The organism is Variovorax sp. 278MFTsu5.1 (assembly GCF_048305045.1).
Taxonomy (GTDB): Bacteria; Pseudomonadota; Gammaproteobacteria; order Burkholderiales; family Burkholderiaceae_C; genus Variovorax; species Variovorax guangxiensis.
This window is the reverse complement of record NZ_CP157622.1, coordinates 4994729-5018566: the sequence shown is the minus strand read 5'-3', so window position 1 is coordinate 5018566 and position 23838 is coordinate 4994729. Positions and strand designations below refer to the sequence as shown.

The following is a 23838-nucleotide window of genomic DNA, read 5'->3' as shown; positions in this document are numbered from 1 at the left end:
CAGAGCGCCCTCAGATGCCCCATTTCTGGACGATCTTGGCGAGCGTGCCGTCGGCCTTGATCGCCGCGATCGCCTTGTTGATGCGCGCCAGCGTCTCCGCGTCCCCCTTGCGCACCACCAGGCACACGTCGCCCACGTTCACTGGCTTGTAGCTGTCGACCAGCTTCACGCCGGGAAAGGTGTTCTGGCGGATCTGGTAGGCCATGATGGGCTGGTCGCCGAGGCCCGCCTTGATGCGCCCGAGCGAGAGGTCGCGCGTCATGTCGGCCACCGAGTCGTAGCTGCGCACTTCCTTGAAGATGCCCTTCTTGTTCAGCATGTCGAGGAACACCGTGCCGACCTGCGCGCCCACCACCTCGCCCTTGAGCTCGTCGAGCGAGACGTACGCGCGGGTGTCGTCGGCCTTGACGATCAGGCCCTCGCCGTAGGAGTACACCGGGTCGCTGAAGTCGACCACCTCCTGGCGCGCCGGCGTCTTCAGCATGGCGGCCGAGACGATGTCGATCTTGCGCGCGGTGAGCGAGGGGATCAGCGCCGAGAACACCGTCTGCTGCACGTTCACGCCGAAGCCTCCGGCCTTGCCCACGGCGGTGACGGTGTCGACCATCATTCCCTGGATGCTGTTGGTCTTCACGTCGAGGAAGGTGAAGGGCACGCCGGTGGCGGTGGCGCCCACGTTGTAGGTGGGCGCGGCGCCCTGCGCGGCGGCCAGCGAGGCGGCGCCGGCGATGCAAAGACCCAGGGCCAGGCGATGAAGGCGGCGAACGATGCGATTCATGGAAGCACTCCTCGAAGCAAGGGAAGTTGAAGAAAGAGACAAGAAAAAAGAGGCAGCGAAGGAAAGTGATGCGGGGCAGCGCGATGCAACATGCATGCCAATAATCGATTCTTTTGAATCTATAAACAATAAATACAAACCACTAGTCGAATCATAAATATCGATATTCGATATTTAGGATGGATGTGGCTATACTCCAACGCCATGGACGCCACCCCCGACACAGCCCCCGAAGACAGCCAGAGCCTGCTTTTCAACCAGTCGCTGGAGAAGGGCCTGGCCGTGCTGCGCGCCTTCAGCGCCCGGCGCCGCACCATGACGCTGGCCGACGTGGCCGAGGCCACCGACATCACCAAGAGCTCGGCCCAGCGCATGGTCTTCACGCTCGAGAAGCTGGGCTACGTGCGCAAGCACCCGAAGACGCGGCGCTACCAGCTCACGCCGCGCGTCATGGAGATCGGCTTCAACTACCTCGCGGCCCATTCGCTGATCGACGTGGCCAACCCGTTCCTGTCGGAGCTCACCAAGGTGACGACAGAGACCTCCTGCCTCACCGAACCCGACGGGCTGGACATGGTCTATGTGGCGCGCTTCGTCAGCGCGCAGTTCGTGCCGGTGCACATGCCCATCGGGAGCCGCATTCCCATGTATTGCACGGCTTCGGGGCGTGCCTTTCTCAGCGCGCTGCCCGAGGATGAGGCGCGCGCGCTCATCGAAGCCTCCGACCGCGTGGCGCACACCATGCACACCCGCACCGGCGTGGACGAGATCCTGGAAGAGCTTCGCCAGGCGCGCCAGCAGGGCTTCGCCACCAATGCCGAGGAGCTCTTCCTCGGCGACATGACCATCGCCGCGCCCGTGCTGGGCGCGCAGGGGCGGCCGGTGGCCTCGGTGCACGTGGTGGCGCCCACCAGCCGCTGGACGCTGGAGGAGGCGGTGCGCAAGCTGGCGCCCACGCTGCTGCTGTGCGCACGCTCGCTCACCAGTTCGGCACGCAGCATCGACTGAGACCTATACGGTTTCGGACATCGCGCCGGCAGGTGGCTGCCCTTATGCTGTGCGGGATCACAACGCAGCAGCAGTTCGCACCCACCATGACCGATTTCCGCCCCACCTACGACAAGAGCTTCGACCGCATCGCCGCCGACCGCCTGCCCGCGCTGCTGCGCGCCATGCCCAAGGCGGAGCTGCACATGCACATCGAAGGCTCGCTCGAACCCGAACTCATCTTCGCGCTCGCGCAGCGCAACGGCGTGTCCATTCCCTACGCCAGCGTCGAGGAACTGCGCAAGGCCTACGCCTTCACCAACCTGCAGAGCTTCCTCGACATCTACTACGCCGGCGCCAGCGTGCTGCTCAAGGAGCAGGACTTCTACGACATGGCCTGGGCCTACCTGGAACGCGCCGCGGCCGACAACGTGGTGCACACCGAAATGTTCTTTGACCCGCAGACGCACACCGCGCGCGGCGTGCCGATGGAAACCGTGGTCAGCGGCCTGCACCGCGCCTGCGTCGATGCGCGCTCGAAGCTGGGCGTGAGCGCCGCGCTCATCCTGTGCTTCCTGCGGCACCTGAGCGAGGAAGACGCCTTCGAGACGCTGGAGCAGGCGCTGCCCTATCGCGACAAGTTCATCGGCGTGGGGCTCGATTCGAGCGAAGTGGGCCATCCGCCCGAGAAGTTCGCCCGCGTGTTCGCGCGCTGCCGCGAGCTGGGCTTCCACCTCGTCGCCCACGCGGGAGAAGAGGGCCCGCCCGAATACGTCTGGAGCGCGCTCGACGTGCTGAAGGTCGAACGCGTCGACCACGGCGTGCAGAGCACCAGGGACCCGGAATTGATGAAGCGCCTGGCGAAGGACCGCATTCCGCTGACCGTCTGCCCGCTGTCGAACCTCAAGCTCTGCGTGTTCCCCGACCTGTCGAAGCACAACCTCGGCGCGCTGCTCGACGCGGGGCTGGTGGCCACCGTCAACTCGGACGATCCGGCCTACTTCGGCGGCTACATGAACCAGAACTTCACCGAGACCTTCGCTGCCACCGGCCTGAACGCGCAGCAGGCCTGGCAGCTCGCGGCGAACAGCTTCGAAGGCAGCTTCATCGACGCGGCTGCCAGGCGCGCCTACGTCGAGCGGCTCAACGCCGTCTTCGCGAGCTTCTGATCGGCGGCGGGCCGCACCACCAGCAGCGGCATCGCCACCAGCGCACAGGCGCTGGCTGCCAGCCACACCATCGGCCAGCCCTGCAGCGCCAGCAGGTGCGGAATGGAGAAGGGCGTGACGAAGCAGACCAGGAACACGCTGGTGTTCGCCATGCCCAGCGCGGTGCCGGCACGCGATGCGCCGGCCAGCGTGGCGAGCTCGGTGTAGGCCACGCCGTGCCATGCCGACACGCACACGCCGCTCACGCCAAGCAGCACGACCAGCGCGATGCGCAGCGCCGCCGAGTCGGCCGCATGCGCGCCCGATGCCAGCGCCAGCACGGCGAGGCCCGCGAACAGGAGAACCGTGAGCCCGCTGCAGGCGCGCAGGTAGGCCGGCCGGTTCCTGTTGCGGTCGGTCCAGCGGCCGCTCCACACGCGCATGACCATCGCGCCGACCTGCACGAACACCATCGTCGCGGTGATGGTCGCCAGGCCCGCATGGCCGAAGTCGTGCAGGAACACCGTGCCGAAGGAGAGCACCGCGAACTGCGGCGCGCAAAGAATGCCGATGCCGGCCACGATGCGCCACACGCGCGCGTCGCGCAGCGGTCCGCTCTTCGGCGCGGCGGCTGAAGCCGGCACGGCCTTGTCGCCGGCCGCCGCGATGGGCGGCTCGTGCACCCACGCCCAACTCATGGCAGCGCTCAGCGCGCACAGCAGCGCGAGCAGGCCATAGAGCGCCGCGAAGCCGAAGTGCAGCGCGACGTAAGGCAGCACCAGCGCGCCGATGCCGCCGCCCATCGGCACGGCCGTCTGGCGGATGCTCATCGCGAGGCCGCGCTCGCTGGCGTCGAACCAGGTCATCACCGCGCGGCCGCTGGCGCCGTTGACACTGCCGCCGAGCAGCCCCACCAGCAGCAGCCCGCTGCCGAGCCAGCCCAGCCCGGGGATGTGCCCCGCGGCCGGCGCGGCCCACAGCGCCATCGCGACCAGCGCGAGCGCCGTGCTGCCCAGGCCCGCCAGCAGGACGGGCCGGTCGCCCCAGCGGTCGGTCAGCAGGCCCCAGGGCAGCTCGCTCACCGCGATGCCCAGGCCCATGAGGCCGAGCACCAGCCCGAGGGTGGCGTTGTCGAGCTGGTAGCCGGTGCGCATCAGCACGGCGGTCATCGGGATGCCGCTGAAGGCCACCGAGAAGGCGGCGTTGGCAGCCACGCCTGCCGCCAGCACCTTCCAGCGATGGCGCGGCGTGAATGAAGAGGGGATGGGGGAAAAGGGCGAATGGGTCATCTTGCCGGGCAGTGTCCGCCTCGGCGAAGGTTTTGAAAATCAGAAAATAATTGGCGAATCGTCCTGAAAAACAGGATGATCGCCACGAAACCCGAAGGAACCGCAATGAGCCAGGTGATGTTCGATCTAGACGTGCTGCGCACTTTCTCCACCGGCATCGCGCTCGGCAGCTTCGCCCGTGCGGCCGACAAGCTGGGGCGCTCTACCTCCGCCGTGAGCGCGCAGCTGAAGAAGCTCGAATCGCAGGCTGGCACCGTGCTGTTCCGCAAGGCGGGCAGGGGACTGGAGCTCACCGATGCCGGCGAGACGCTGCTGGCCTATGCCCACCGCATGCTCGAACTCAACGACGAAGCCAGCGCCGCGATGCGCGGCGTCGACCTGCAGGGCTCGGTGCGGCTGGGCCTTCAGGAAGACTTCGGCGAGACGCTGCTGCCGGCCGTGCTGGGCCGCTTCGCACGCGCGCATCCCAAGGTGCGCATCGAGGCCTGCGTGGCGCGCAGCGGCGAACTGCGCGAGCGGCTCGAACTCGGCCAGCTCGACCTCGCGCTGGCCTGGGATGCGGGCGAGCAGCCGCTGTCGCCGTATGCCGAGCGCGTCGCGCGGCTGCCCCTGCTGTGGATCGGGCCGCGCACGCCCGAGCGGGTCGAGGCGCCCTGGTGGACGCAGCGCGAGCAGCAACACGGCGCGGGCGCACGCCAGCCCGAGAGCAAGGAGCCGCTGCCGCTCATCATGCTCGACGCACCCTGTCCGCTGCGCGAGATCGTCATCACCGCGCTCGACAAGGCGGGCGTGCCTTGGCGGCGCGCCTTCGGCAGTGCCAGCCTCGCCGCGCTGTGGGCGGCGGCATCGGCCGGGCTGGGCCTGACGGTGCGCACGCCATTCGGCCTGCCGTCGCACGTGCGGGCCATCGACCGCTCCACGCTGGCGCTACCCGCGCTGCCGTACATATCGCTCGTGCTCTATCGTGCGCAGGCCCTGCCGGAGGCGCCCGCGAGCCGCCTTGCCGGGCTGCTGCTGGAGGCCGTTCGCCAGCACGTGCAGCCGGCCGGGTTGCCGATGCGTGAGAATCCGCCGCTGGAGACAAGAACAAAAGTGATACGGCATGGCAACGCAAAACTTCCTGCACCTGTGGGATGACAGGTTCCTCTACATCACACCGGCCATCCAGTCGGGCCTGACGGCCCGCTCGTCGGCCACGCTGCTGGCGTCGGTCAGCGGGCATCCCTTCACGCTGGAGGCGGTCGACGGCACCCGCGTGCACTGCACCGCCGCGCTGGTCGCGCCGCACGTGTCGCGGCGGCTCGACGTCGACGGCTGCGGGCTGCTCTCGCTCAACCTCGACCCCGCTTCCAGCGCCTACCGCATGCTCGCGCGCCGCATGGGCGGCCATGGCATCCAGCCCATCGACGCGCGGCGCTTCGGCGCGCTGCGCGACGACTTCGGGCCGGCGCAATGCGGCGCCTTGTCCAACGAGCGGCTGCAGTCGCTCAGCGCGAAGATGGTCGAGGCCATCACCGAGAGCCCCGAGCTGCAGGCGCCGCTCGATCCACGCATCGACCGCGTGCTGCAGGCCATCCGCGCGCATGCAGGGCAGATCGCGCTGCGCGATCTCGCGGCCGTGGCCTGCCTGTCGCCCGACCGGCTCACGCACCTGTTCGCCGAGCAGGTGGGCGTGTCGGTCAAGCGCTATGCGCTGTGGACCAAGGTGCGCCGCACGGTGCAGCAGTTCACCGGGCAGCGTTCGCTCACCGACGTTGCACTGGTCAGCGGCTTCACCGATGCGGCGCACATGAGCCGCACCTTCCAGCGCTACTTCGGCCTGCCGCCTTCGTTCCTGGCCAGCCAGGTGCGCGTGACGGCCGATGAGCATGCCTCGCACGCGTGGGGCCAGAACGCGCCGCTGCACTGACGCGATCGGCCGCAGGGGCCATCGCATGCAATGCAGCGGCTGCGTACAAGCCGCGAGCCGTGAGGCTGCCTAAGCTCCGGGACGCTCCGCCAAGAGAGCATCAGCATCAACTGGAGACCTCATGAGACTTTCGATCCGTCGCGGCGTCGTGCCGCCGTCGTTGCTCGCGCTCGCCGCCGCCGCTGCGCTCACCGCCTGTGGAGGCGGTGGTGGAGGAGGCAACGGCTTCGTGTTCTTCCCGTCCTCGCCATCCACGCCGACGAATCCGCCGGCCGAGGCCACCTACAAGGCCGAGATCCGCCGCACGTCGATGGGCGTGCCGCACATCAAGGCCGACAGCTGGCCCGGAGTGGGCTTTGGCTACGGCTACGCGCAGGCCGAGGACGACCTTTGCACCATGGCCGACTCGTTCCTCACCTACCGCGGCGAGCGCTCGCAGTATTTCGGCGCCGACGCGAAGCTGGTGGCCAGCAGCACCATCGGCCTGCCGAAGAACATCGACTCCGACTTCTTCCACCGGCATGTCATCTCGGCCGACGTGCTGCAGAAGATGATCGACGCCCAGCCCGACAACCTGAAGAAGCTCGTCGTCGGCTTCGCCGCCGGCTACAACCGCTACGTGCGCGAGGTGAAGGCCGGCGGCACGGCCCATGCGGCCTGCCGCAACGAGGCATGGGTGCAGCCCATCACCACCGACGACATCTATCGCCGCATGTACGCGGCCAACCTTGCGGGCGGCTACAGCAACTTTCTCGCGAACATCGCCAACGCGACGGCGCCTGCCGTGGTGGCGCCCACCAAGGTGTCGGCGCACCGCCCCGCCCAGAAGAAGGCGGCGGTACAGATGGCGGCGCTGAAGATCGACGGGCCCGAACTGCAGGTCGGCGGCCATGAAGGCGTCGGCAGCAACATGATCGGCTTCGGCACTGCCGCCACCGGCGATTCGAGCCCGCTGCTCTTCGGCAACCCGCACTGGTACTGGCGCGGACCCGACCGCTTCTACCAGGCGCAACTCACCATCCCGGGCGAACTGAACATCAGCGGCACCTCGTTCCTCGGCATTCCGGTGATCCTCATCGGCTTCAACGACAACATCGCGTGGAGCCACACCGTGTCGACTGCGCGGCGTTTCGGCTTCTTCGAACTTAAGCTGGCAGCGGGCGACACGACCAGCTATATGCGCGACGGCGCCGCGGTGAAGATGCAGCCCTCCACGATCACCGTGAAGGTGAAGGGCACCGACGGCGCGATGACGCAGGTCACGCGCACGCTCTACAAGAGCGAATACGGCCCGATGGTCAACCTGGCCCCGATGAACTCGGCACTGGCCTGGAGCCAGACCACCGCGTTCGCGATGCGCGACATCAACGGCGAGAACTTCCGCACCTTCCGCAACTGGCTGCGCTGGAACCAGGCGAAGTCGCTCGACGAGTTCATCGCTATCCAGCGCGAAGAAACCGCGATTCCGTGGGTCAATACCGTCGCCGTGGGCCGTGGCAGCGCCAAGGCCTGGTACGCCGACATCGGCGCGGTGCCCAACGTGTCGCCCGCGCAGGTCACCGACTGCACCACCCCGGCGGGCGCGTCGATGCAGGCCGCGCTGCCGCGCGTGCCGATCTTCGACGGCTCGCGCAGCGCCTGCGACTGGCAGACCGATGCCGACTCGGCGCAGAAGGGCGCCATCGCCGCATCGCGCATGCCCATCCTGCTGCGCGACGACTACGTGGCGAACATGAACGACAGCTACTGGCTCGCCAACCCGAAGGCGCCGATGACCGGCTTCCCGCCCATCATGGGCCCGGCCGGCTCCGACCCCGTGAGTTTCCGCACCCGCATGGGCAACGTGCTGGCGCAGGGACGCATCGACGGCTCCGACAGCTACGGCGCGAAGGGCGCGACGCCCGACACCGTCAAGCGCATGGTGCTCAATAGCCGCGTGCTCACGGCGGAGCTGTTCAAGGCCGACGTGCTGCCGATCGTGTGCGACGGCACGCCCATCGCGGTGACCAAGGACCCGCTGACCACCGAGGCCATCGGCCCGAGCGTGGATGTGGGCGCTGCATGTACCGCGCTCACGGCATGGGACGGCACGGGCGTGACCGGCGCGAAGGGGGCGCACCTGTGGGACGAGTTCTGGAATCGCGCTTCGCAGATTCCCGCAGCTTCGCTCTACACCGTGCCCTTCGATCCGGCAGACCCGATCCATACGCCGCGCGGCCTCAACAGTGCCGCCAGTACCCAGCTTCGCGAGGCCTTCGGAGCCGCGGTGGCACGCGTGCAGGCCAGCGGCTACGCGGTGGACGCACCCCGTGGTGACTACCTGTTCGCCACGCGCGGCGGCAAGAAGATCCCGCTGTACGGCGGCTGCGGCGGGCCGGGCTACTTCACCATCGCCTGCTCGGAGAACCGGCTCGACAAGGGCGGCTACGCCATGGACGGCAACCCGAACGGCAACAGCTACATGCAGGTCGTGCGATTCCCCGACGGCGGCGTGGAAGCCCACACCTTCCTGACCTTCTCGCTCTCGGACGACCCGGCCTCGGCGCACAACGGCGACTACACGCGCGCCTACAGCGAGGGCAAGTGGCTCAAGGTGCCTTTCTCCGAACCGGAGATCAAGGCCGACGCGAACTACACCAGCAAGTCGGTCGCCGAGTGATCGGCGCCCGGCAATCCTGTCGGGCAGTGAAAAAATGAAAAAAGCGCGTGCGGGGCGCGCCGTCTGCCGCTGGCCGTAAGATCGGCGGCGAACGCGCCACGCACGCTCAGGGCTTACGCAGCTGCGCTCCTCATCCAACAGGAACACACTGCATGCGCCCAAAACTCAGAGGCGGCCTCAGGCCGCTTTTTCTCTTGCCGGTTGCCATGGCCCTTGCGGCCTGTTCAGGCATTTCGAGCCGGTCTTCGACTTCTCATTTCGATGCCTCGGCACGCTCTGCGGGCTACCAGGCCGAGATCCGCCGCACCGCCATGGGCGTGCCGCACATCAAGGCCGGCGACTGGGCCGGCGCGGGCTATGGCTACGGCTACGCACAGGCCCAGGACAACCTTTGCACCATGGCCGACGGCTTTCTCACCTACCGCGGCGAGCGCTCCGAGTTCTTCGGGGCGCAGGCGAAGCCGCCAGCCAGCAGCACCACCGGCAAGCCCGCGAACATCGATTCGGACTTCTTCCATCGCCACGTGATCACGGACGAAGTGATCGACGCCATGGACCGCGCGCAGCCCGCGGCCATCCGGGGCATGGTCGAAGGCTTCGCCGCCGGCTACAACCGATACGTGCGCGACCTGAAGAGCGGCGCCGTGGACAAGGGCAATGCCCACGCGGCCTGCCGCAACGAAGCGTGGGTGCGGCCGGTGAGCGCCACAGACATCTTCCGCCGCATGTACGCCACCAACCTCGCGGCGGGCTACAGCAACTTTCTCTCGAACATCGCGAACGCGGCACCGCCCGGCGCCGGGGTGTCGTCGCCCGGGACGAGCGACGCGCAGCCTATGGCGCTCCAGGTCGGCGGCGCGGCGGGCGTGGGCAGCAACATGATCGGCTTCGGCACGGCCGCCACCGGCGATTCGAGCCCGCTGCTCTTCGGCAACCCGCACTGGTACTGGCGCGGGCCTGACCGCTTCTATCAGGCGCAGCTCACCATTCCGGGGCAGCTCGACGCGAGCGGCACCTCCTTCCTCGGCGTGCCGGTGCTGCTGATCGGCTTCAACAACGACATCGCGTGGAGCCACACCGTGTCGGCGGCGCGGCGCTTCGGCCTCTACCAGCTCGCGCTCGTGCCCGGCGACGCCACCAGCTATCTGCGCGACGGCAAGCCCGTGAGGATGCAGGCCCGTGCCATCACCGTGAAGGTGAAGCGGGCCTCGGGCCGTGTCGAGCCGGTGACGCGCACGCTCTACGCCTCGGAATACGGCCCGCTCGTGAACCTGGGCGCAATCAATCCGGCGCTGGCCTGGAACCGGTCCGCTGCCTTCGCCATCCGCGACATCAACGCCGACAACTTCCGCACCTTCCGCACCTGGCTGCGCTGGGCGCAGGCGAAGTCGCTCGACGAGCTCATGGCCATCCAGCGCGAAGAAGCTTCGATCCCCTGGGTCAACACCGTGGCCGTGGGCCGGGGCAGCGCCCAGGTCTGGTACGGCGACATCGGCGCAGTGCCCAACGTTTCGCCCGAGCAGGTGGCCAACTGCACCACGCCGGCCGGCAAGGCGATGGCGGCCGTGCTGCCGCGCGTGCCCGTGTTCGACGGCTCGCGCAGTGCCTGCGACTGGCAGACCGATGCCGATTCGGTGCAGAAGGGTGCCATTGGCGCCTCGCGCATGCCGAACCTGTTGCGCGACGACTATGTGGCGAACATGAACGACAGCTACTGGCTCGCCAACCCGAAGGCACCGCTCACGGGCTACCCGGCCATCTTCGGACCGACCGGCAGCGACGCGCAGAGCTTCCGCACGCGGCTCGGTCACCTCATCGCGCAGGGCACGGCCAAGGGCGCGACGGTCCAAGCAGTCGAGCGTGCGACGCTCGACAGCCGCGCCTACACCGCCGAGCTGTTCAAGGCCCCCGCGCTGGAGATGGTGTGCGGCGTGCCCCGCATCGAGGTGAAGGGTGACGCGCAGACCGGCGAGTCGTTCTCGCCGCCGCGGGGCGTCGACACCGGTCCCGCCTGCGAGGTGCTGAAGGCATGGAACAACACCGGCGTGGCCTCGGCGCGCGGTGCTCACGTATGGGACGAGTTCTGGGCGCGCGCCGTGCGCCTGCCTGCCGACAAGCTCTATGCCGTGCCCTTCAGCGCGAACGACCCCATCGGCACGCCACGCGGCCTCAAGGCCTCGGCAGCCGACGACCTGCGCCAGGCCTTCGGCGCGGCCGTGCTGCGCGTGCAGGCCAGCGGCTACGCGCTCGACGCGCCGCGCGGCGAAGCTCTTTTCGTGACGCGCAACGGCCGCAAGGTGCCGCTGTCCGGCGGTTGCGATACCCAGGGCTATTTCACCGTCATGTGCTCGGAGAACCCGCTCGACAAGGGCGGCTACACCATGGACGGCGACCCCAACGGCAACAGCTACATGCAGATCGTGCGGTTCCCCGCCGGCGGCGTCGAGGCCCACACCTTGCTGAGCTTCTCGCTGTCGGACGACCCGGCCTCGGCGCACAATGCCGACTACACGCGGGCCTACAGCGCCGGACAGTGGCTGCGCCTGCCGTTCTCCGAATCGGAGATCAAGGCCGATGCTGCCTACAGCAGCGTGACCATCCGCGAGTGAGGCAGAGGGGCGAAGTAGCGCTTCAGCGCCGCTTCACCAGCCAGTTCCACGCGGCACCCGCAGCCATCAGCACGCAGGTGCCGAGGAACACGGCGCGCATGCCGATGTGCCCGCCCACGAAGCCGCCGAGCAGCGGCCCCGCCACCTGGCCCGTGTACTGCGCCGAAGTCGAGTAGCCCAGCATGTTGCCGGCCACGCGCTCGGGCACGTTGTGGCGGATCACGCTCGCGATGCACGGCAGCAGCCCGCCGAGCGAAAGCCCCATCAGGAAGCGCAGCACCACCAGCTGCCAGCCCGAGCTGACGAAAGCCTGCGGCACCAGCAGCAGCGCCGACACCGCGAGGCAGCCGACGATCACGTTCCAGTGACCCACGCGATCGGCCAGCTTGCCCAGCCGCGAGGCCGAGAGGATGCTGCCCAGCGCAGCCGCCGACATCACGAGGCCGGCCATCATCGTCACGCGGTTCGGGTCTTCCACCAGCGTGGCGACGTAGACGGTGATGATCGGCTCGATCGACATGTTCGCCAGCATCAGCAGCATGCCGGTGAAGAGCATCGCGACCAGGGGGCGCTTGTCGGGCACGGCGGCCCAGCCGGTCTGCTCGGCAGCACTGCCGCCATCCTGCTTGCGTGCGGCAGGTGCCTTGCGCTCCTCGCGAATGAGGAAGGCTGTCGCGAGAAAGGCCACGAAGATGATCGCGCCCGCCGCGAAAAAGGTGGCGCGGATGCCGATGAGCGGCGGCAGCGCGCCACCGACCAGCGGCCCCACCAGGTTACCCGCCATGATCGCCGATGACATCGTGCCCAGCGCCCAGCCGGTGCGGTCCTTGGGCGTCTGGGTGGCCACCAGCACCATCGAGCCCGAGGCGTAGCCGCCCAGCAGCCCCGCCAGCAGCCGCAGCCCCACCAGCTGCCACACATTGCCCGCGACGCCGATCAGCGCCATTGCCACCGCCATGCCCAGGCTCGCGCGGATCAGCATCGGCTTGCGCCCGTAGCGGTCGGCCAGCCGGCCCCACAGCGGCGCCACCAGCGCGGCGCTCAGGAAGGTGGCGCCGTACGCCGCGCCCGACCACTGGACGATGGCCGCGTGGTCCTTTACGCCAAGCTGCTCGACGTACAGCGGCAGGAAGGGCAGCAGCAGCGTCATCGCGATGATGGTCGTGAAGGAGCCGAACATGCAGACGGCGAGGTTGCGCTGCCAGTGGAGATTGGCGCCCTGCTCGGCTGAAGGGGCGGTCGTTGTTGCGGTTGTCGTCGGTTGCGTCATGGGGAACACCCATTGTGGGACGACGCATGCGCGATGGCGCTTGCCGATTGGCGGCGGCGGCCATCGTAGCGCGGCAAGGCATGCCGCGAGTCCCTGATGCCTGCGCGGTTGGACCAGGTCGCTTAGTCTCGCGTCCTGCATCGTTCGTAAACCTCCTTTCAGGACATCGCCATGAAACGCATCGGCGTGCTCGTCTTCCCCGGCTTCCAGATCCTCGACCTCGCCGCCATCGCCGCGTTCGAGCTTGCGAACATTCACGCCGGCAAGCCGGTCTACCAGGTCGAGCTCCTGTCGGAGGAGGGAGGCCTCGTGGCCAGTTCGTCGGGCGTGAGCACGGACAGCAGGCGCTTCGGCACGGCGAGGTACGACACGCTCGTGCTGAGCGGCGCGCTCTTCATCGCGCCCACCTCCGACAAGATGTGCCGCTTCCTGCGCGCCGGGCTGCGCAATGCGCGCCGCGTGGCCAGCATCTGCACCGGCGCCTTCGGGCTGGCCGACGCGGGGCTGCTCGACGGCCGCAAGGCGACCACGCACTGGTCCTTCGCGGGCGAACTGCAGAAGCGCCATCCCGCGGTGAAGGTGCAGCCCGACCGCATCTTCATCAACGACGGGCCGGTGTGGACGTCGGCCGGCATGACCGCGGGCATCGACCTCGTGCTGGCATTGGTGGAGGAAGACCTCGGCGTGGAAGCGGCGCGCTTCGCGGCGCGCAAGCTGGTCGTCTACCACCGGCGCGCGGGCGGGCAGTCGCAGTACTCCGCGCTGCTGGAGCTGGAGCCCAAGTCCGACCGCATCCAGAAGGCGCTGGTGCATGCGCGGGCCAACCTGCGCGATACGCTGTCGGTGGAGGAACTGGCCGAGGTCGCGCACCTGAGCCCGCGCCAGTTCAGCCGTGCCTTCAAGGCGGAGACAGGCCAGTCGCCCGCGCATGCGGTGGAGAACCTGCGCGTGGAGGCGGCGCGTGCGCTGATCGACGAAGGCAGCCTCGCGCTCGGCGTGGTCGCGCGCGAAACGGGCTTCGGCGACCCCGAGCGCATGCGTCGCGCCTTCCTGCGCACGCTGGGGCAGCCGCCACAGAGCGTGCGACGCGTGGCGCGCCGGGAGGCGGCCGTGGCCTGAGCGGCAGGATGTCCTGAAAGGTGGCTTATATGACATTTACGCCATAGCCTTGCAGGAGGAGACTTTCCCCACCGCCGCACACATCGATGCGGCGAAAAAGGAAAGCTCCATGACCGCAACTACTACTACTACTACTACTGCTGCTGCTTCGGCAAATTCCCCCAAGGGCACGGCCCTCGTCACCGGCGCGTCGTCCGGCATCGGCGCCGTGTACGCGGACCGTCTCGCGCGGCGCGGCTTCGACCTGATCCTCGTGGCGCGCAACCGCGAACGCCTCGAGGCGCTGGCCGCGAAGCTGGTGCGCGAAACCGGCCGCAAGATCGAGGTTCTTCCCGCCGACCTGATGAGCCGCAAGGACCTCGCGCCAGTCGAGGCCGCGCTGCGCACCCGCAGCGACATCACCATGCTGGTGAACAACGCCGGCGTCGGCGCCGCCGCGCCGCTGCTGGCCTCCGACGTCGACAAGATGGAAGAGATGATCGCGCTCAACGTGAGCGTGCTCACGCGGCTCACCTATGCGGCCGTGCCCGGCTTCGTGGAACGCGGCGAAGGCACGCTGGTGAACATCGCCTCCATCGTCGCGATCTCGCCGGAGACGCTCAACGGCGTGTACGGCGGCAGCAAGGCCTTCGTCCTCGCGTTGAGCCAGTCGCTGCAGCACGAGCTCAAGCACAAGGGCGTGCGTGTGCAGGCCGTGCTGCCAGGCGCGACGGCTACCGAGTTCTGGGGCATCGCAGGCGTGCCGATGGAACACCTGCCCAAGGAGATCGTCATGACCGCGCAAGACATGGTCGACGCCGCACTCGCGGGGCTCGACCAGGGCGAGCAGGTCACGATCCCCGCGCTGCCCGATCTGGCCGAATGGGAGGCTTTCGATGCGGCGCGGCGTGCGATGTCGGGCCGGTTGTCCAGCACCGCTCCCGCGGCGCGCTACCGCGTCAGCGCCGGCCCCGCCTCGTCATCGGTGTAAGGCTTGCTGAGGGGGTTGCCCACTCCACGCGCCTGACCTCGCAGCATCTGCTGAGCAGAGCGGCCGCACCTGTCGGGTCAACCGGGTCTTCCAGTTCAGATGCGGTGGGTTCGGCGCGCGTAGATCGCCGCCAGAACCAGCCCCGTGGCCGCCGCGCCGAACCAGGCGACGGCGGGACTGCGCAACACGCTCTGCAGGCGCGCGCGCCGGCCCGGTTCGGCACGCATGCCGCGCGCCGCGTGTTCCTTGGGCGTGAGCGGCCGCATCGTGTTCGGGTTTTCTTCGCCTTCGAGCACGGCCTGGGAAACGTCGAGCGGGGTCAGCGAGTCGTTGACGGTGGATGCGGTCATGGTTGCAGGCCTTCCTTTCTTTCTCTTCTCGGTAGTGAATCGATCAATGCTTCAAGGCTCGCGCATCCCGGCGAATCGGGTTTGAGGCGAACAACCGACATTGAAGTAGGTCAACGCCCCGGCCGCATCGCGGACGGCGACGCCGTTTAGAATCCCGCCCCTCGTGATCGGGCGTCCCGGCCGGTTGCGGGGTTTTGCATCTCCGGGGCCATGTAGAGGAACACCATGTACAAAAACCTCGCGGGCCGCGCCGTTCTGGCGCTGGCGGCCGCCGGCTTTTTATCTCCCGTTTTTTCACAACCACAGCAGGCCCAGGCGCCGCTGAAGATCGGTTTCGTCTACGTCACGCCCGTCACCGACGCGGGCTGGGTGCGCCAGCACGAGGAAGGCCGCAAGGCCGTCGACGCGGCGCTCGGGGCGAAGGTCAAGACCACCTACGTCGAGAACGTGGCCGAGGGTGCCGATGCGGAGCGCGTGATCCGCGACCTCGCACAGCAGGGCAATAAGCTCATCTTCACGCCGAGCTTCGGCTACATGGAGCCGACGATGAAGGTCGCGAGGGACTTCCCCGACGTGAAGTTCGAATCGATCACCGGCTACAAGACCGCGCCCAACGTGGCGACCGCCAATGCGCGCTATTACGAGGGGCGCTATCTCGCGGGCATCGCGGCCGGGCGCATGACGAAGACCCACATCGCGGGCTACGTCGCGGGCTTTCCGATTCCGGAAGTGCTGCAGGGCATCAACGCGTTCACGCTGGGCATGCGCTCGGTGAACCCCTCGGCGCAGGTGCGAGTGGTGTGGCTGAACGAATGGTTCGATCCGCCGAAGGAGCGCGACGCCGCCATGGCGCTGTTCAACCAGAACGCCGACGTGATCGCCTTCCATACCGGCTCCACCGCCGTGATGGCGGCGGCGCAGGAGCGCGGCAAGCTGGCCATCGCCTATCACTCCGACATGCGCAAGATCGCGCCCGACGCGCAGGTCGTCGCGGTCACGCACCAGTGGGGCGGCTACTACACGCAGCGCGCGAAGGCGGTGCTCGACGGCAGCTGGAAGAGCGGCAATCTCTGGGGCGGTGTGAAGGAAGGAATGATCCGCGTTGGCGACTTCGGCACGAAGGTACCCAAGGCCGTGCAGGACGAGGTGCTGGCGCGGCAGAAGGACATCGCCGCCGGCAAGCTGCAGCCCTTCCGCGCCGCTGTGGCCGATGTACGCGACAACGAGGGGCACACCGTGATCGCCAAGGGCACCCAGCTGAGCGACGAGCAGATCCTGACGATGAACTGGCTGGTGGAAGGCGTGCAGGGGCGCGTGGCGCGCTAACCCAGCCGCTCCACCACGAAGTCCACGAATGTCCGCAGCTTGGCGCTCGGCCGCGCCTCCGGCAGCCGCACGATCTGCACCTGCCGCGTGGGCAGCTCCCAGTCGGGCAGCAGCTGCACCACCTGACCCGAGGCGAGCGCGGGGCCCAGCAGCGCATCGGCCTGCACGATCACGCCTACGCCGGCCATGGCTGCGGCCAGCAGTGCCTGGCCGTTGTTGGTGTTGAGGGGGCCGCGCACCGGCACGTGCACCGTCTGTCCGTTGCGCGTGAAGCGCCATGAATGGTTCGGCCCCCAGGCCGCGAAACCCAGCAGGGGGAAGGCTTCCAGTTCGGACGGATGTTTCGGCTGCCCGTGGCGCGCCACCCATGCCGGGCTGGCCACCGCGTACATGCGCGCCAGGGCGAGCGGCCTTGCGATGAGCCGTTCGTCGACGGCCGCGCCCGAGCGGATGCCGCAGTCGAAGCCTTCCTCGGCCAGGTCGACCACGCGGTCGTTGAGGCTCAGCTCCACCTTCACCTGCGGATGGGCGGCGATGTACTCGCCGATCACCGGCGTGAGGCGGTGTGCGCCATAGGCCACGGGCGCGGTGACGCGCAGCACGCCTTGTGGCATGGCGCGCAGCGACTCGGCCACGCCGTCGGCCGTGTGCACGCTGGCCAGCACGTCGCGGCACCGCTCCAGATATGCGGCGCCGATCTCGGTGAGCGAATGGCGGCGCGTGGTGCGCTCCAGCAGACGGGCTCCCAGCTGCTCTTCGAGCGCGCGGATGTGCTTGCCGACCATCACGGCCGAGAGATCGAGCGCCTCGGCCGCGGCGGCAAAGCTGCCTGCGTCCACTGTTGCGACAAAGACTTCGATGGCGCGCAACTTGTCCATATTGCGAACTCCTGATTCCGAATGACTTAACTGGAAGCCAATTTATCAAACGGATGGTTCGCAAAACAATGACCGCTTGTTTGATTCACTTTGGCGAGGTTTTCCATGAAGGTTCTTGTTGTGGGCGCGACGGGCGCGATTGGCAGTGCGGTGGCACAGGCGCTGGCAGGACGGGGGCACGAGGTGATTCGCGCGGGGCGCACGCGCGGCGATCACCAGGTCGACATCACCAGCGACGCGAGCGTCGAGGCGCTGTATGCAGCGGTCGGCCGTGTCGATGCGATCGTCTCGACGGCGGGCGGGCTCTTCTTCGGGCCGCTGTTCGAGATGACGCCGGCGGACTTCAATGTAGGCCTGCAGGACAAGCTGCTGGGGCAGGTGCGGCTCGCGCTGCTCGGCCAGCATGTGCTGCGCGACGGCGGCTCGATCACGCTGACCACGGGCGTCGCGGCCGACGATCCGGTTCGCGGCGGAGGCAATGCGGCTGCCGTCAATGCCGGGGTCGAGGGCTTCGTGAAGGGCGCGGCGGTCGAACTGGCGCGCGGGCTGCGCATCAACGCGGTGAGCCCGACGCTGCTGACTGAATCGATGGAGGCGTATGGCGCGCTCTTTCCGGGCGTCGAAACCGTATCAGCCGCGCGCGTGGCGCTGGCCTATGTGCGCAGCGTCGAAGGTCCGCTGACGGGACGCGTCTTCCGCGTGTGGCAATGAAGAGCGTGCATCCACGGCTTGCAGGCGCGCTGCTGGCGCTCGCGGCGACGGCGGCCATCGCCGTCCCTCCCGTGGTGCAGGCGCTGCCCGAGGACTGGTATCCGGAGAGCGTGGCCATCGGGCCCGACGGCGCGTTCTATGTCGGCAGCTGGCGGCAGGGCGCTGTCGCCCGGCTGAAGCCGGGCTCGGCGCCGAAGGCCGAGGTGCTGGTCAAGCCCGGCACCAACGGGCTCGCGAACGGGCAGGGCGTGCTGGTCGACGCGAAGCGCCGCGCGCTGTGGGTCTGCTCCGGCAACATCGGCTTCACCACCGTGCCGTCGACGCCGAGCGCGCTCAAGCGCTATGACCTTGCCACCGGCGCGCCGCGCGCGAGCTACACCATGCCCGACGGCGGCTACTGCAACGACCTCGCGCAGGACGCGCGCGGCAATCTCTACGTGACCGACTCCTACCACCCGCGCGTGCTGAAGCTCGCACCGGGCGCTGCCTCGCTGGTTACGTGGAAGGAGGATCCCGCGCTGGCCGGCTCGGGCCCCTACAAGGGCCTGAACGGCATCGCCATCGACGGCGGGCGCGACGTCTACGTGAGCCTTGTGGCGGCGGCGCCTTACGTGCTGCGCATCGGTCTAGTCGCGGACGGCAAGGCCGGCGAGGTGACGCGCGTCGAGGCGCCGCGCGAGTTGAAGAATGTGGACGCGATCCGCGCGTGGAAGCCCGGGCGGCTCGTGCTGTTCGAGAGCAATGCCTTCGGCGAAGGCCCCTACGGCGGGCAGATCACTGTGGCGCGCGTCGAAGGCGCGAGGCTCGGCCTGCGGACGGTGGTTGCGGGGCTCAACGATCCCTCGTCCGGCGCGGTGTGGGGCGACCGCGTCTACTTCATCGAGTCGAAGTACTCGCTGCTCACCAGGCGCAAGGAGGGCGACGGACCGGTGCCGACCGGCGTGCCCTTCGACATCCAGTCGCGCGCGCTGCCGCATTAGGTAGGTGCCGCACCGCGGCGAGTGCGCTGCGCATATAGCACTCATATGCGCATGGAAATTGCGGCTGGGCGGGGGTGGATTACCCTCCGCACCCACGATGAAAAAAGCCTACCGCGCCTCCCTCCTGCGATTCGACGCCTCCGGCAAGCCCGTTTTCGACGCGGACGGCCTGCTGGTCGTCGCACCCGATGCCGCCGGCCGCCAGCGCGTGCTCGATGCCGGCAGCCATGCCGACGTCGCGGCCCGCCATCCCGGCGCACATACGACCCACCTGCCAGGGCGCATCCTCGCGCCGGGATTCGTGGACATGCACATCCACTATCCGCAGACCGACATCATCGGCTCGCCGGCGCCGGGCCTGCTGCCCTGGCTCGAGAACTACACCTTTCCCGCGGAGAGCAAGTTCGCCGATCCTGCGCATTCGAACGAAGTGGCGCAGTTCTTCCTCGACGAGCTGCTGCGCAATGGCGTGACCACCTCGCTGACCTTCGCGACGTCGCACGTCGCCTCGGTCGACGCGCTCTTCGAAGGCGCGCAGCGCCGCGGCATGCGCCTGATCACCGGCAAGGTGCTGCAGGACCGCCACTCGCCCGACGGCGTGCGCGACGAGACCGAGCAGAGCCTCGTCGACACCGAGGCGCTGATTCGCAAGTGGCACAAGGTCGATCGGCTGGGCTACGCCATCACGCCGCGCTTCGCGCCCGCGAGCACCGACGCCCAGATGCGCGGCGCGGGCGAGCTCGCCGCGAGATACGCCGACACCTGGATCCAGTCGCACGTGGCCGAGAACCGCGACGAGGTGAGCTGGGTGCGCGAGCTGTACCCCAAGGCGCGCTCGTACCTCGACGTGTATGCAGGCTTCGGCCTGATGCGCGAGCGGGCCGTGTACGCCCACTGCATCTACCTCGACGAGGCCGACCGCGCCCTGCTGCGCGAGACCAAGACGGCTGCGGCCGTGAGTCCGACCAGCAACCTGTTCCTGGGCAGCGGCTTCTTCGACTTCGGCGCGGCCGACCGCGTCGGCTACCCCTACGGCCTGGCCAGCGACGTGGGCGGCGGCACCAGCTTCAGCCCGTTCCACACCATGATGGCCGCCTACTACGTCGGCCGGGAGGGCCAGACCAAGGCCGGCCTGAGCATCGCCCCATCGGAACTCTGGTGGCGCCACACCGGCGGCGCCGCGCGCGCCCTGGGGCTCGACGGCGTGGTGGGCAACCTGCAGCCGGGCTGCGAGGCCGACTTCCTGGTGCTGAACCCGGCGGCCACGCCGCTGCTGGCACGCAAGACGAAGCAGGCGAGCTCGCTGGAGGAAATGCTCTTCGCGATGATCGTGCTGGGCGACGACCGGCTGGTCGAGCGCACGGTGATCTCCCAGGCTGGCTGAGCCTGCAGAGGGCGAATCCGCCCATGCCACAATCGCCGACCCAGCGGGCGCGGCGACACCTTTCCAGGAACCCCGCGGAGCCGGCTTTGCCGGGCCGCTGGTGTTGCCCCTTGAGGGGGTTGGCGTAGCGACACGAAGTGCGCGAAGACTGGGGTGTTTTTCAATGTCTATCAAGAGCGACAAATGGATCCGGCGCATGGCCGAGCAGCACGGCATGATCGAGCCTTTCGAGCCCGGCCAGGTGCGCGAGGCCTCGGGCCACAAGATCATCAGCTACGGCACCTCGAGCTACGGCTACGACATCCGGTGCGCGCCTGAATTCAAGATCTTCACCAACATCCACAGCACGGTGGTCGACCCGAAGAACTTCGACGAGAAGAGCTTCGTGGACATGCACGGCGACTACTGCATCATCCCGCCCAACAGCTTCGCGCTGGCACGCACCGTCGAATACTTCCGCATCCCGCGCAACGTGCTGACCATCTGCCTGGGCAAGAGCACCTATGCGCGCTGCGGCATCATCGTCAACGTGACCCCCTTCGAGCCCGAATGGGAAGGCTACGTGACGCTCGAATTCAGCAACACCACGCCGCTGCCCGCCAAGATCTACGCGGGCGAGGGCTGCGCGCAGGTGCTGTTCTTCGAGAGCGACGAGGTCTGCGAAACCAGCTACAAGGACCGCGGCGGCAAGTACCAGGGCCAGCGTGGCGTGACCCTGCCGAAGACCTGACCACCCACAGGCGCGCGCACTTCGCGTTGCTGCGCCAGCCCCGTGCGAGGGCGCGATGCCTGCGGCCCGGCAGAGCCGGTTCCGCGACATCCTTGGCATACCCGCTTACAGAGGGTGAGGTTCTTCCGAAGTACCATCCTGCGAGCCGGCAACTCCTCCTCCAACGGCCGGCAAGGAGCGCGCGATGAGATGGGAAGGCAACGAACAATCGGACAACGTCGAGGACCGCCGCGGTGAAGGTGGCGGGGGCGGTGGCGGCTTCATCGGGGGCCGCGGCATCGGCATCGGGACCATTGCGGTCGCGCTGATCGCCGGCTGGGTCTTCGGCATCAACCCGCTCACGGTGCTGAGCCTGCTCAGCGGCGGTGGCGGTCCGGCGCAGGTACAGCAGCAGCAGGGACCGGCGCCCAAGCCTCCCTCGAACGACCGCGAGGCGGCCTTCGTCTCCACCGTTCTCAAGAACACCGAAGTGGTGTGGACCGACATCTTCCGCCAGAACGGCGGCACCTACCATCCGCCGCGGCTCGTGCTGTTCCGCAACGCGACGCCCACGGCCTGCGGCACCGGGCAGTCGGCCATGGGACCGTTCTACTGCCCGGGCGACCAGAAGGTCTACATCGACCTGGGCTTCTACGACACGCTCAAGAACCAGCTCGGCGCGCCGGGCGAGTTCGCGCAGGCCTACGTCATCGCGCACGAGGTCGGCCACCATGTGCAGGACGAGCTCGGCATCACAGCCAAGGTCGACGGCATGCGCAACCGCCTGAGCCAGACGCAGAACAACGCGATGAGCGTTCGCGTCGAGTTGCAGGCCGACTGCTTCGCGGGCGTGTGGGCCCACCATTCGCAGGAGTCGAAGAAGTGGCTGGACCCGGGCGACATCGAGGCGGCCATGAATGCCGCGCAGAAGATCGGCGACGACGCATTGCAGCGCTCCGCGGGCCGCGCGGTGGTGCCCGACAGCTTCACCCACGGCTCCAGCGCCCAGCGCCAGCGCTGGTTCGGCACCGGCTACCAGAGCGGCGACATCAAGGCCTGCGATACCTTCAATGCGCGCAGCCTTTGAGCCTCGTTGGTCGGGAGTGCTCGTGGAGGCTGACTCGGACGCTATGAAATAAATAGCAATTCGGCCATCGCGGGCGTTGTCATCGCGCGGTCACTGCCGTTTTTTGCGGCAGTGCGACAATAGAGGGCTCAATGACAAGCTCCTTCTCCAATCTAATGCTGGCTGAACCGCTGGCGCGCGCCGTGGCCGAAATGGGCTACGAGACCATGACTCCGATCCAGGCACAGGCCATTCCGGTCGTGCTCTCGGGCCAGGACGTGATGGGCGCGGCCCAGACCGGCACCGGCAAGACGGCGGCTTTCTCGCTCCCGCTGCTGCAGCGCATGCTCAAGCATGAGAACGCCTCGACCTCGCCCGCGCGGCATCCGGTCCGGGCCCTTGTGCTGCTGCCCACGCGCGAGCTGGCCGACCAGGTTGCGCAGCAGATCAAGCTGTATGCCAAGTACACCAACCTGCGCAGCACGGTGGTGTTCGGCGGCATCGACATGAAGCCGCAGACGCTGGAACTGAAGAAGGGCGTCGAAGTGCTGGTGGCCACGCCGGGCCGCCTGCTCGATCACATCGAAGCCAAGAACGCGGTGCTCAACCAGGTCGAATACGTGGTGCTCGACGAGGCCGACCGCATGCTCGACATCGGCTTTCTGCCCGACCTGCAGCGCATCCTGAGCTACCTGCCCAAGCAGCGCACCACGCTGCTGTTCTCCGCTACCTTCTCGCCCGAGATCAAGCGGCTGGCCGGCAGCTACCTGCAGAACCCGGTCACCATCGAAGTCGCCCGGCCGAACGAGACGGCCTCGACTGTCGAGCAGCATTTCTACAGCGTGAGCGACGACGACAAGCGCCGTGCGCTCAGGCAGATCGTGCGCCAGCGCGGTATCACCCAGGCCTTCGTGTTCGTCAACAGCAAGCTGGGCTGCGCGCGGCTCGCGCGCTCGCTGGAGCGCGACGGCCTTCGCACCTCGGCCCTGCACGGCGACAAGAGCCAGGACGAGCGCCTGAAGTCGCTCGCGGCTTTCAAGGCCGGCGAGGTCGACCTGCTGGTGTGCACCGACGTCGCGGCCCGCGGCCTCGACATCAAGGACGTGCCCGCCGTCTTCAACTTCGACATTCCGTTCAACGCAGAAGACTACGTGCACCGCATCGGCCGCACCGGCCGCGCCGGCGCCTCGGGCCTGGCAGTGAGCTTCGCCAGCGGCGGCAACGATGCCCGCCTGGTGGCCGACATCGAGAAGCTGATCAAGAAGAAGATCGAGCTCGAACCCGTCGAATTCGAGGAGGACCGCCCGCGCGGCCGCATCAACGACGGACGCCGCCACTGGCGCGAAGAAGGCGAAGCGGGCGATGCACGCGACGTGCTCGACCAGCCTCGCGAACGCCGCGACGCCGACGCCCGTCGTGGCGGCGGCGGACGCCCGCATCGCGCACCCGCGGCGCCGCGCGACCCGTTCTTCGACAAGCCCTACGAGCCCGGCCAGCCCGACGCGACGCCGGCATGGGAAGCCGCCGCCAAGGCCTCGACGCCCGGACGCGGCATCTCCAGCAACATCAAGTCCAAGCGCAAGGTCCCAGCCCTGTTCAAGAGCGCCGAGCCGAGCTGATCGCCCGACAGGGCACTGGCACTCCCCTTTTTCTGATTCGAGAACACCGAGGAACCGGCCTTGCCGGGCCTCAGGTA

General features: G+C 68.2%; 21 protein-coding genes. 16 read left to right on the top strand and 5 right to left on the bottom strand.

Annotated elements, in window-relative coordinates:
• Positions 1 to 10 precede the first annotated feature (10 nt).
• Positions 11 to 778, bottom strand: coding sequence for an ABC transporter substrate-binding protein (locus ABL844_RS23295; protein WP_184641536.1), 768 nt, complete (start codon positions 776 to 778; stop codon positions 11 to 13).
• On the opposite strand from ABL844_RS23295, the gene ABL844_RS23290 reads away from it, so the two are divergent.
• The 3 genes from ABL844_RS23290 (at position 777) to ABL844_RS23280 (ending at position 2934) form a co-directional block, all read left to right on the top strand.
• Entirely contained in the window at positions 777 to 935 is a 159-nt protein-coding gene (locus tag ABL844_RS23290; protein WP_418129111.1) for a hypothetical protein, read from the top strand. The two genes, ABL844_RS23295 and ABL844_RS23290, sit on opposite strands and share 2 nt — an antisense overlap.
• Before the next feature lie 47 nt (positions 936 to 982).
• On the top strand, positions 983 to 1786 hold the full coding sequence (locus ABL844_RS23285; RefSeq protein WP_126024332.1) for an IclR family transcriptional regulator: 804 nt from the start codon (positions 983 to 985) through the stop codon (positions 1784 to 1786).
• An 86-nt stretch (positions 1787 to 1872) separates the two neighbouring features.
• Positions 1873 to 2934 carry an adenosine deaminase gene (locus tag ABL844_RS23280; RefSeq protein ID WP_418129109.1) on the top strand — a complete coding sequence of 354 codons (1062 nt, stop codon included), beginning with the start codon at positions 1873 to 1875 and terminating at the stop codon, positions 2932 to 2934.
• Here the strand turns inward: ABL844_RS23280 and ABL844_RS23275 are convergent.
• On the bottom strand, positions 2895 to 4202 hold the full coding sequence (locus tag ABL844_RS23275) for an MFS transporter (protein WP_418129107.1): 1308 nt from the start codon (positions 4200 to 4202) through the stop codon (positions 2895 to 2897). The genes ABL844_RS23280 and ABL844_RS23275 overlap by 40 nt on opposite strands.
• Before the next feature lie 105 nt (positions 4203 to 4307).
• Between ABL844_RS23275 and ABL844_RS23270 the strand changes: the two genes are divergently transcribed.
• From ABL844_RS23270 to ABL844_RS23255, 4 genes are all read left to right on the top strand, one after another.
• A complete protein-coding gene (locus tag ABL844_RS23270; RefSeq protein ID WP_418129105.1) occupies positions 4308 to 5339 on the top strand; it encodes a LysR substrate-binding domain-containing protein in 1032 nt (343 codons plus the stop codon).
• Entirely contained in the window at positions 5305 to 6111 is an 807-nt protein-coding gene (locus ABL844_RS23265; protein WP_184641542.1) for a helix-turn-helix domain-containing protein, read from the top strand. Before ABL844_RS23270 ends, ABL844_RS23265 begins: the two co-directional genes overlap by 35 nt.
• Positions 6112 to 6232: 121 nt before the next feature.
• The gene (locus tag ABL844_RS23260; RefSeq protein ID WP_418129103.1) at positions 6233 to 8770 is read left to right on the top strand and encodes a penicillin acylase family protein; all 2538 of its coding nucleotides are present in this window, start codon (positions 6233 to 6235) and stop codon (positions 8768 to 8770) included.
• A 152-nt stretch (positions 8771 to 8922) separates the two neighbouring features.
• Positions 8923 to 11379 (top strand): penicillin acylase family protein, encoded by a 2457-nt coding sequence (locus ABL844_RS23255; protein WP_418121953.1) that lies wholly within the window; start codon positions 8923 to 8925, stop codon positions 11377 to 11379.
• Between the two features lie 22 nt (positions 11380 to 11401).
• On the opposite strand, the gene ABL844_RS23250 is transcribed toward ABL844_RS23255, so the two are convergent.
• Entirely contained in the window at positions 11402 to 12649 is a 1248-nt protein-coding gene (locus tag ABL844_RS23250) for an MFS transporter (RefSeq protein WP_418121952.1), read from the bottom strand.
• 171 nt (positions 12650 to 12820) lie between these two features.
• On the opposite strand from ABL844_RS23250, the gene ABL844_RS23245 reads away from it, so the two are divergent.
• Together ABL844_RS23245 and ABL844_RS23240 are read left to right on the top strand one after the other, a co-directional pair.
• Positions 12821 to 13768, top strand: coding sequence for a GlxA family transcriptional regulator (locus ABL844_RS23245; RefSeq protein ID WP_418121951.1), 948 nt, complete (start codon positions 12821 to 12823; stop codon positions 13766 to 13768).
• A gap of 109 nt (positions 13769 to 13877) precedes the next feature.
• Entirely contained in the window at positions 13878 to 14738 is an 861-nt protein-coding gene (locus tag ABL844_RS23240; RefSeq protein WP_418129102.1) for an SDR family NAD(P)-dependent oxidoreductase, read from the top strand.
• Between the two features lie 95 nt (positions 14739 to 14833).
• Here the strand turns inward: ABL844_RS23240 and ABL844_RS23235 are convergent, their stop codons facing one another.
• On the bottom strand, positions 14834 to 15088 hold the full coding sequence (locus tag ABL844_RS23235) for a hypothetical protein (RefSeq protein ID WP_418129100.1): 255 nt from the start codon (positions 15086 to 15088) through the stop codon (positions 14834 to 14836).
• Positions 15089 to 15313: 225 nt separating this feature from the next.
• Here ABL844_RS23235 and ABL844_RS23230 point away from each other — a divergent pair, with 225 nt between their 5' ends.
• On the top strand, positions 15314 to 16414 hold the full coding sequence (locus ABL844_RS23230; protein WP_418129098.1) for a BMP family ABC transporter substrate-binding protein: 1101 nt from the start codon (positions 15314 to 15316) through the stop codon (positions 16412 to 16414).
• Here the strand turns inward: ABL844_RS23230 and ABL844_RS23225 are convergent.
• Positions 16411 to 17292, bottom strand: a complete 882-nt coding sequence (locus ABL844_RS23225) for a LysR substrate-binding domain-containing protein (protein WP_418129096.1) — start codon at positions 17290 to 17292, stop codon at positions 16411 to 16413. The genes ABL844_RS23230 and ABL844_RS23225 overlap by 4 nt on opposite strands.
• A gap of 105 nt (positions 17293 to 17397) precedes the next feature.
• Between ABL844_RS23225 and ABL844_RS23220 the strand changes: the two genes are divergently transcribed.
• The 6 genes from ABL844_RS23220 to ABL844_RS23195 all read left to right on the top strand — a co-directional run bounded on the left by ABL844_RS23220 (position 17398) and on the right by ABL844_RS23195 (position 23761).
• Complete coding sequence (locus ABL844_RS23220; RefSeq protein ID WP_418121946.1) at positions 17398 to 18003, top strand: short chain dehydrogenase; 606 nt, start codon at positions 17398 to 17400, stop codon at positions 18001 to 18003.
• Positions 18000 to 18983: a hypothetical protein gene (locus tag ABL844_RS23215; RefSeq protein WP_418129094.1), complete on the top strand. Its 984-nt coding sequence runs from the start codon at positions 18000 to 18002 to the stop codon at positions 18981 to 18983. Before ABL844_RS23220 ends, ABL844_RS23215 begins: the two co-directional genes overlap by 4 nt.
• Positions 18984 to 19080: 97 nt before the next feature.
• Positions 19081 to 20367, top strand: a complete 1287-nt coding sequence (gene guaD / locus ABL844_RS23210) for a guanine deaminase (protein ID WP_418129092.1) — start codon at positions 19081 to 19083, stop codon at positions 20365 to 20367.
• A gap of 163 nt (positions 20368 to 20530) precedes the next feature.
• Positions 20531 to 21097: a dCTP deaminase gene (dcd, locus tag ABL844_RS23205; protein ID WP_184641554.1), complete on the top strand. Its 567-nt coding sequence runs from the start codon at positions 20531 to 20533 to the stop codon at positions 21095 to 21097.
• Between the two features lie 184 nt (positions 21098 to 21281).
• Complete coding sequence (locus tag ABL844_RS23200) at positions 21282 to 22163, top strand: neutral zinc metallopeptidase (protein ID WP_418129090.1); 882 nt, start codon at positions 21282 to 21284, stop codon at positions 22161 to 22163.
• Positions 22164 to 22294: 131 nt separating this feature from the next.
• On the top strand, positions 22295 to 23761 hold the full coding sequence (locus ABL844_RS23195) for a DEAD/DEAH box helicase (RefSeq protein ID WP_418129089.1): 1467 nt from the start codon (positions 22295 to 22297) through the stop codon (positions 23759 to 23761).
• The last annotated feature ends 77 nt before the right edge of the window (positions 23762 to 23838 follow it).

Bases quoted from the DNA above. Each gene is read 5' to 3' on its own strand.
- ABL844_RS23270 (WP_418129105.1), top strand. From the start codon at position 4,308: ATGAGCCAGGTGATGTTCGATCTAGACGTGCTGCGCACTTTCTCCACC.
- ABL844_RS23220 (WP_418121946.1), top strand. From the start codon at position 17,398: ATGAAGGTTCTTGTTGTGGGCGCGACGGGCGCGATTGGCAGTGCGGTG.
- ABL844_RS23265 (WP_184641542.1), top strand. From the start codon at position 5,305: ATGGCAACGCAAAACTTCCTGCACCTGTGGGATGACAGGTTCCTCTAC.
- ABL844_RS23200 (WP_418129090.1), top strand. From the start codon at position 21,282: ATGAGATGGGAAGGCAACGAACAATCGGACAACGTCGAGGACCGCCGC.
- dcd (WP_184641554.1), top strand. From the start codon at position 20,531: ATGTCTATCAAGAGCGACAAATGGATCCGGCGCATGGCCGAGCAGCAC.
- ABL844_RS23235 (WP_418129100.1), bottom strand. From the start codon at position 15,088: ATGACCGCATCCACCGTCAACGACTCGCTGACCCCGCTCGACGTTTCC.
- ABL844_RS23250 (WP_418121952.1), bottom strand. From the start codon at position 12,649: ATGACGCAACCGACGACAACCGCAACAACGACCGCCCCTTCAGCCGAG.
- ABL844_RS23230 (WP_418129098.1), top strand. From the start codon at position 15,314: ATGTACAAAAACCTCGCGGGCCGCGCCGTTCTGGCGCTGGCGGCCGCC.
- ABL844_RS23215 (WP_418129094.1), top strand. From the start codon at position 18,000: ATGAAGAGCGTGCATCCACGGCTTGCAGGCGCGCTGCTGGCGCTCGCG.
- ABL844_RS23285 (WP_126024332.1), top strand. From the start codon at position 983: ATGGACGCCACCCCCGACACAGCCCCCGAAGACAGCCAGAGCCTGCTT.
- ABL844_RS23240 (WP_418129102.1), top strand. From the start codon at position 13,878: ATGACCGCAACTACTACTACTACTACTACTGCTGCTGCTTCGGCAAAT.
- ABL844_RS23225 (WP_418129096.1), bottom strand. From the start codon at position 17,292: ATGGACAAGTTGCGCGCCATCGAAGTCTTTGTCGCAACAGTGGACGCA.
- ABL844_RS23290 (WP_418129111.1), top strand. From the start codon at position 777: ATGGAAGCACTCCTCGAAGCAAGGGAAGTTGAAGAAAGAGACAAGAAA.
- ABL844_RS23260 (WP_418129103.1), top strand. From the start codon at position 6,233: ATGAGACTTTCGATCCGTCGCGGCGTCGTGCCGCCGTCGTTGCTCGCG.
- ABL844_RS23195 (WP_418129089.1), top strand. From the start codon at position 22,295: ATGACAAGCTCCTTCTCCAATCTAATGCTGGCTGAACCGCTGGCGCGC.
- guaD (WP_418129092.1), top strand. From the start codon at position 19,081: ATGAAAAAAGCCTACCGCGCCTCCCTCCTGCGATTCGACGCCTCCGGC.
- ABL844_RS23280 (WP_418129109.1), top strand. From the start codon at position 1,873: ATGACCGATTTCCGCCCCACCTACGACAAGAGCTTCGACCGCATCGCC.
- ABL844_RS23255 (WP_418121953.1), top strand. From the start codon at position 8,923: ATGCGCCCAAAACTCAGAGGCGGCCTCAGGCCGCTTTTTCTCTTGCCG.
- ABL844_RS23245 (WP_418121951.1), top strand. From the start codon at position 12,821: ATGAAACGCATCGGCGTGCTCGTCTTCCCCGGCTTCCAGATCCTCGAC.
- ABL844_RS23275 (WP_418129107.1), bottom strand. From the start codon at position 4,202: ATGACCCATTCGCCCTTTTCCCCCATCCCCTCTTCATTCACGCCGCGC.
- ABL844_RS23295 (WP_184641536.1), bottom strand. From the start codon at position 778: ATGAATCGCATCGTTCGCCGCCTTCATCGCCTGGCCCTGGGTCTTTGC.